This is a genomic window from Gardnerella sp. 26-12, from assembly GCF_001660745.1.
Lineage (GTDB): Bacteria > Actinomycetota > Actinomycetes > Actinomycetales > Bifidobacteriaceae > Bifidobacterium > Bifidobacterium swidsinskii.
This window is the reverse complement of record NZ_LWSR01000065.1, coordinates 1-5865: the sequence shown is the minus strand read 5'-3', so window position 1 is coordinate 5865 and position 5865 is coordinate 1. Positions and strand designations below refer to the sequence as shown.

Below are 5865 nucleotides of genomic sequence, written 5' to 3'. Positions count from 1 at the left end.
AGATGTGTATAAGAGACAGTTTATCCACAATGCAATTTTTTTATTTTCATTCGCAAAACAAGTTGTAATAATATTTCTATCCGAAAATTTCGGATAGTTTGAAGTGAAAGGTACAAGATGATGGTTGGGATAATGCAAAAACTTGTTGCACGATACGCTGTGTCTATGCTTCAAGTAAATGAACAATTAGTGAATATTGAGTCACGTTTGTGTCAAAAAAGAAAACTGTACGCTGAAGGTCTTAAAAATAAGGATTCTGGAGCTGTAACAGCTGAGTATGCAGTAGTTATTATTGCTGCTACTGGTTTTGCTGCACTGCTAGTTGCTATTTTGAAATCAGATACGGTTCGCACAACGTTGACAGATTTAGTGAAAAAAGCATTGAAAATCGGCTAACGGCATGTTTTAGCAGATGAAATGAGCTTATGATGCGGAAAGTTATTGTGTGCAAAAGATTGTTGCGCAAAATTAGTGATTATGACAGAGGGACGGTAACTGCTGAATTTTCTATTGTTTTGCCTTGTGTATTAATACTGTTATTTGTATTAATTGGCATAGGTAGAGCAGTTGTATGTACTATGAATTGTCATGATGCTGCTGCGCAAGTTGCGTATTATCTTGTGACTCATAAGGACGATAAAGCTGCCGCAAGTATTGTGCAGTCGGTCGCAGGTCAAGGAGCGTCGGTGAAAATAAGTCGTAGCAATAATATGGCGAATATTGTTGTTAAATGTCCTCTTATTCCCGATCCTCTTCATATTTTGCCGCCTCTAGTGGAAAGTCATGTAAGCCAGGTTTTAGTATGAGTAGGCGCAAGAATTTTGTGAAGCATTCAATAAATTTCATTCATAAGCGATGTAAGGGCATTGACTGCGGTTCTGGCACTATGCTTGGCATTATGCTAGTGATCGCAGTCTGCTCAATACTAGTGCTTTCTGCTATTTTATGTAATGTTCTCGGAGCTAAACATCAAGCTTATGCTGTTGCAACTTCTGCTGCTTTATCTGGTGCTTCTGCGTTGCAAAGGATGGAGGATAATGCGTGTGAGGTTGTTGCGCGTACTGTTGCTTCAAGCAATGCTTTTTTGAAATCTTGCAACTCTACTAGTAATGATGTAACTGTTCGTGTTTCTGTTGGGCTAAATATTCCATTTGCTTCTAACGTGGAAGTTTCTGCTAGAGCAGGACTAGAAGATTGCAATAAGTAGTAAGTAGCAAAAACGAATATAAATATCAGCAGTCGGGTGGCGGCTGCTGATAGTCTTAACTAAGATATATCGGGGAAATAGTTAGGTCGCGGTAGGTTAGGAAACATGGCACTTGCACTGTATCGTAGATATCGTCCTGACACGTTTGATGGTGTTATTGGGCAGGATCAGGTTACCATACCTTTGTCTAGAGCATTAGACCAAGGAAAAATAACGCATGCATATTTATTTTCTGGGCCGCGTGGATGCGGTAAAACAAGTTCTGCGCGAATTTTAGCTCGCTGCATTAATTGCGAAAAAGGGCCAACTTCGCACCCATGCGGAGAGTGCCAAAGCTGTAAAGATTTAGCTACTGGCGGTGCCGGTTCTATCGACGTTGTAGAGATTGATGCTGCAAGCCATAACGGTGTCGATGATGCTAGAGAGTTGCGTGAGCGTGCTGGTTTCGCTCCTGCTCGTGACCGTTATAAGATTTTCATTCTCGACGAAGCTCATATGGTTACACAGCAAGGTTTTAATGCTTTGCTTAAGATTGTAGAAGAGCCGCCTGAACATGTAATGTTTATTTTTGCTACCACTGAGCCGGATAAAGTTATTGGCACTATTCGCTCGCGTACACACCATTATCCTTTCAGACTTGTGCCTCCAGAGGTAATGTCTCCATATCTTGAAGATATTTGCAAAAAGGAAGGTATTCTGCCGCAGCCGGGAGTTCTTCGCCTTGTTATGCGCGCTGGTGCGGGATCAATGCGAGATACGTTATCTGTGCTCGATCAGCTTATGGTGGGTGCTGTTGATGGTTCAATTTCTTTGGATTCTGCGGTTGCTTTATTAGGTTTTACGCCTAATTCATTGATTAGCGAATTCATTGACGATCTTATTAATCATGATGGTGCTTCGATATACGATGTAGTTCGTCGCGTTATTGTTGGAGGCTACGATACTCGTAAGTTTGTAGAAGATTTATTAGGTAGAGTTCGTGATTTGTTGCTTATGGTATCTGCAGGTCCTAAAGCGGCTTCAAGCTTACTTAATGATGTTTCTCCAGAAGATTTGGAAATATTGAATAAGCAATCTGCAAGCATGACATTGCATGATTTAGCACGTATGGCTCAAACAATTAATGATGCTTTAAGTGCAATGGCTAGTGCAATTTCTCCTCGCATGAATTTGGAAATTTTAGTTGCTCGTTTGCTTGCAGACAGCGAAATTTCAAATACTGTTGCAACTAATTTGCGCATCAATAACGTGCAACAACAAAATATTTCCACTTCTAAGCAGAATATTCAAAATAAAGTATCTTCTGGTGCTCATTTCGTAGGTTCTACAAGCAATAAGAAATATGTTTCTGCAGATAGTGAGAATAATAGTACTCCAAATTCTTCGCTACCTTCTGAAACTACGGCATCTCCTATTGCTAAAGCAGAAACGCAATCTGCTACAAACACAAAAGAAACGGAATCTAAAAAAGCGTTTTTGAACGATGCACATAATGCTAATTCAAAGAATGATTCCATGGATCCTGATGCAATGTGGGATAAAGTAGTTTCAAAATTGCCTGATGACGTACGTGAGTATGTAACTCGTGAGTATGTTCCTACAGTGCAACTTACTCCAGCACAATCAGGTCGACAGCGTCTTATTTTGACTTTTAATGAGCCTATGAGTCAGCATGCGTTTGCTCTCGCAGTATGCACTACTTCTCCATATGATGGGCAAAAAGTGCCAAAAGTAGTAATGAATGAAGTGCATGAAGTATTTGGTGCGCAAGTAATGATTGCTCCTGCACCAGTTGCTGCTAATGGTGAACAAGTAGAATCTGTTGCTCGAATGGATCCGCAAAATCTTGCCAAAGTTAAGCGAGATATTTTATTACGCAAAACTGGCCTATCTGCTGGATTTAGTAATAAAACTGATTCTGATGGCAGCGGAATAAATAAAAATCCTACTAAAAAAGAATCTTCGGGTTTTAGTGGCGCTGATGGCTCCGCAGCATCAGTAGCTTCTGAAAATACTGCGGATGAGTTAAGTGATGTTGCGAATGCGGATGATGATGTTTGGGCAGATATGTCGTCTATGCCCATGTCGGATGTGATTGCAATGCCGGAAGATTCTTCTACTAAAGACTCTTCTATTGAAGATGAGCTCATGAATCATGATGACGAGATTGCAATACAGAAGAGTTCGCATTCTCATAACCAATCTGAAGCTATTTCTGGTGTCTTGGATCAAGCTAAACTACACTCTCAAGTTCAGAATGCAACTAATACTTCAGAATTGTCTACTGAATCAATTCAGACTACTGTTTCTCCTACGAATGGAGCTACTGCTGACGAATGTTCGATGGATGATGCTTCATTAGAATCCGCAACGTCTGTAAGCACTGATGAGCTTAAACAAATTTTTGAAGTTAAATCTGTTGAAGAATTTGCTTCTACTGATCCTAAAAATCCTAAAAATGCGATTATGAGCGTTAAGAAAAAGCAAGAGGAGTAGTTTACAGTGCATAATTCATCGTCATATGATGGAGCAATTGGTCGCTTAATTGAAGCATTTTCAAAGCTTCCAGGGATTGGACCTAAAGGCGCTCAGCGTATTGCGTTTTACTTACTTTCTTCCTCGGATAAAGATGTTCAAGAGCTAATAGACGCAATTAATAACATGAAAGAAAGTGTGCGTTTTTGTGATGTATGCGGAAACGTATGTGAGCAGAGCCCTTGCATAGTATGCGCAGATCCTCGGCGTGATCATAGCAAAATTTGTGTAGTTGAAGAACCTAAAGACATTATGAGTATTGAGCGAACTCATGAATATTCAGGTGTTTATCATGTTCTTGGTGGTGCAATTAACCCAATGGCAAATGTTGGGCCTGGGGACTTAGCAATTACGCAATTACTTGAACGTCTTAAAGATGCAAAAGTTCAAGAAATTATTCTTGCGCTTGATCCTGATATAGAAGGTGAAGCGACTGTTACGTATTTGGCTCGGTTGCTCGATCCTCTAGGAATTAAAGTTACTCGCTTGGCAAGTGGATTGCCTGTTGGTGGAGATTTAGAGTATGCGGATGAGATCACTTTAGGTCGTGCATTTTCTGGTCGTCAATCTGTGTAATTTTGAATATTGTTTTTATGAGCACAAATCATTATTAGTAAATAGGGCATAATTGGTAGTCTGATATTGAAGCCATTATTTGGCATATCCTGTGCGTTTATCAATATTGACATGAGCAAGGGGTAAAAATTGGCGCTTATCGTACAGAAATACGGTGGTTCTTCTGTAGCGGATACGGATTCCATACAACGTGTTGCCAAACGCATTCTTTCTACAAAAGCAGCAGGCAATGATGTTGCTGTTGTAGTTTCAGCGATGGGAGATACGACTGACGATTTAATTGATCAAGCAATGAGTGTAAATACTCATCCTCCTGCTCGCGAAATGGATATGCTTATGACAGCAGGCGAACGAATTTCTATGAGTTTGCTTGCAATGGCTATTCATGCTCAAGGATCTCATGCTTATTCTTTTACTGGTTCTCAAGCTGGATTTATGACAGATACTCAGTTTGGAGCTGCGCATATTCGTGCGGTTAAGCCTGATCGTGTCAGAAGAGCTCTTAGCAAAGGCAGTGTTGCAATTGTTGCAGGGTTCCAAGGAATTAACGAAGTTGGAGATGACACGACTCTCGGTAGAGGCGGTTCGGATACTTCCGCTGTAGCGCTTGCGGTTGCTTTAGGTGCTGATGTATGTGAGATTTACACGGATGTAGATGGAGTATTTACTGCGGACCCACGTATTGTGCCAACTGCAAAACGTATTCCTGTAATTGATTATGATTCAATGCTTGAAATGTCATCTTGCGGCTCGCGCGTGCTTGCGTTGCGTTGTGTTGAGTACGCTCAGCGTTTTGGTATGCCTCTTCATGTTAGAAGTTCATTCTCACATAGGAACGGAACGCTTATAGTTCCAAATAATATTAATCCGAACGATTTGCCTAATCTGAGTTAGAAAATACAAAACTAAATATTAATAGATAATGTCAAATAATCTTCGAGCTTAAAGGCGGTAACAATGGTAAACCACGATATTCTTTCGACTATGGGCGATTTATTTCCTGATTTAGGTCCGGAAACTCCTGTTATCTCTGGCGTTGCTCATGATCGCAGTGAGGCAATGATTACGGTTCGCGGTATTCCAGATATTCCTGGTATGGCTGCGAAAGTATTTACAACTCTTGCAAAAGCAAATGTAAATATTGACATGATTGCGCAAGCAAGTGCTTCTACTGGTACAGCAGATATTTCTATTACTGCTCCAGGAGCATCAATGGAAGCAGTCCGTAAAGTTCTAGAAGAAGCGCATGATGAATTGAAATTTACTTCTATGGATGTCGTTCCAGTAGTAGGAAAAGTAGCTGTTGTTGGCGTTGGTATGAAAACACATTCAGGCCTAGCTGCTACCTTCTTCACTGCGCTAAGTGAACATGGTATAAATACTTTGATGATTTCTACTTCGGAAATTCGTATTGCTGCCATGGTTCCTGTTGAACAAATTGATGAAGCTGTTCGCGCTTTGCATACTGCTTACGGTTTGGACGCAAGTCAGGTTGAAGCAGTAGTGTACGGCGGAAGCGGGCGCTGAAGCAATTTAAATTATTAAAT

At 40.6% G+C, this 5865-nt stretch carries 7 protein-coding genes; all 7 read left to right on the top strand.

Going from position 1 to position 5865, the window contains the following annotated elements:
- Positions 1–120 precede the first annotated feature (120 nt).
- On the top strand, positions 121–396 hold the full coding sequence (locus tag A5295_RS04175) for a DUF4244 domain-containing protein (RefSeq protein ID WP_033888546.1): 276 nt from the start codon (positions 121–123) through the stop codon (positions 394–396).
- 29 nt (positions 397–425) lie between these two features.
- Entirely contained in the window at positions 426–806 is a 381-nt protein-coding gene (locus A5295_RS04170) for a TadE/TadG family type IV pilus assembly protein (protein WP_033888547.1), read from the top strand.
- A complete protein-coding gene (locus A5295_RS04165) occupies positions 803–1207 on the top strand; it encodes an Rv3654c family TadE-like protein (RefSeq protein ID WP_004574187.1) in 405 nt (134 codons plus the stop codon). Before A5295_RS04170 ends, A5295_RS04165 begins: the two co-directional genes overlap by 4 nt.
- A gap of 105 nt (positions 1208–1312) precedes the next feature.
- Positions 1313–3703 (top strand): DNA polymerase III subunit gamma and tau, encoded by a 2391-nt coding sequence (locus A5295_RS04160; protein WP_064621792.1) that lies wholly within the window; start codon positions 1313–1315, stop codon positions 3701–3703.
- Between the two features lie 6 nt (positions 3704–3709).
- Positions 3710–4318, top strand: a complete 609-nt coding sequence (recR, locus tag A5295_RS04155; RefSeq protein WP_004105782.1) for a recombination mediator RecR — start codon at positions 3710–3712, stop codon at positions 4316–4318.
- Between the two features lie 129 nt (positions 4319–4447).
- The gene (locus A5295_RS04150) at positions 4448–5212 is read left to right on the top strand and encodes an aspartate kinase (RefSeq protein WP_064621790.1); all 765 of its coding nucleotides are present in this window, start codon (positions 4448–4450) and stop codon (positions 5210–5212) included.
- 63 nt (positions 5213–5275) lie between these two features.
- Positions 5276–5845, top strand: coding sequence for an ACT domain-containing protein (locus A5295_RS04145; RefSeq protein ID WP_004105778.1), 570 nt, complete (start codon positions 5276–5278; stop codon positions 5843–5845).
- The last annotated feature ends 20 nt before the right edge of the window (positions 5846–5865 follow it).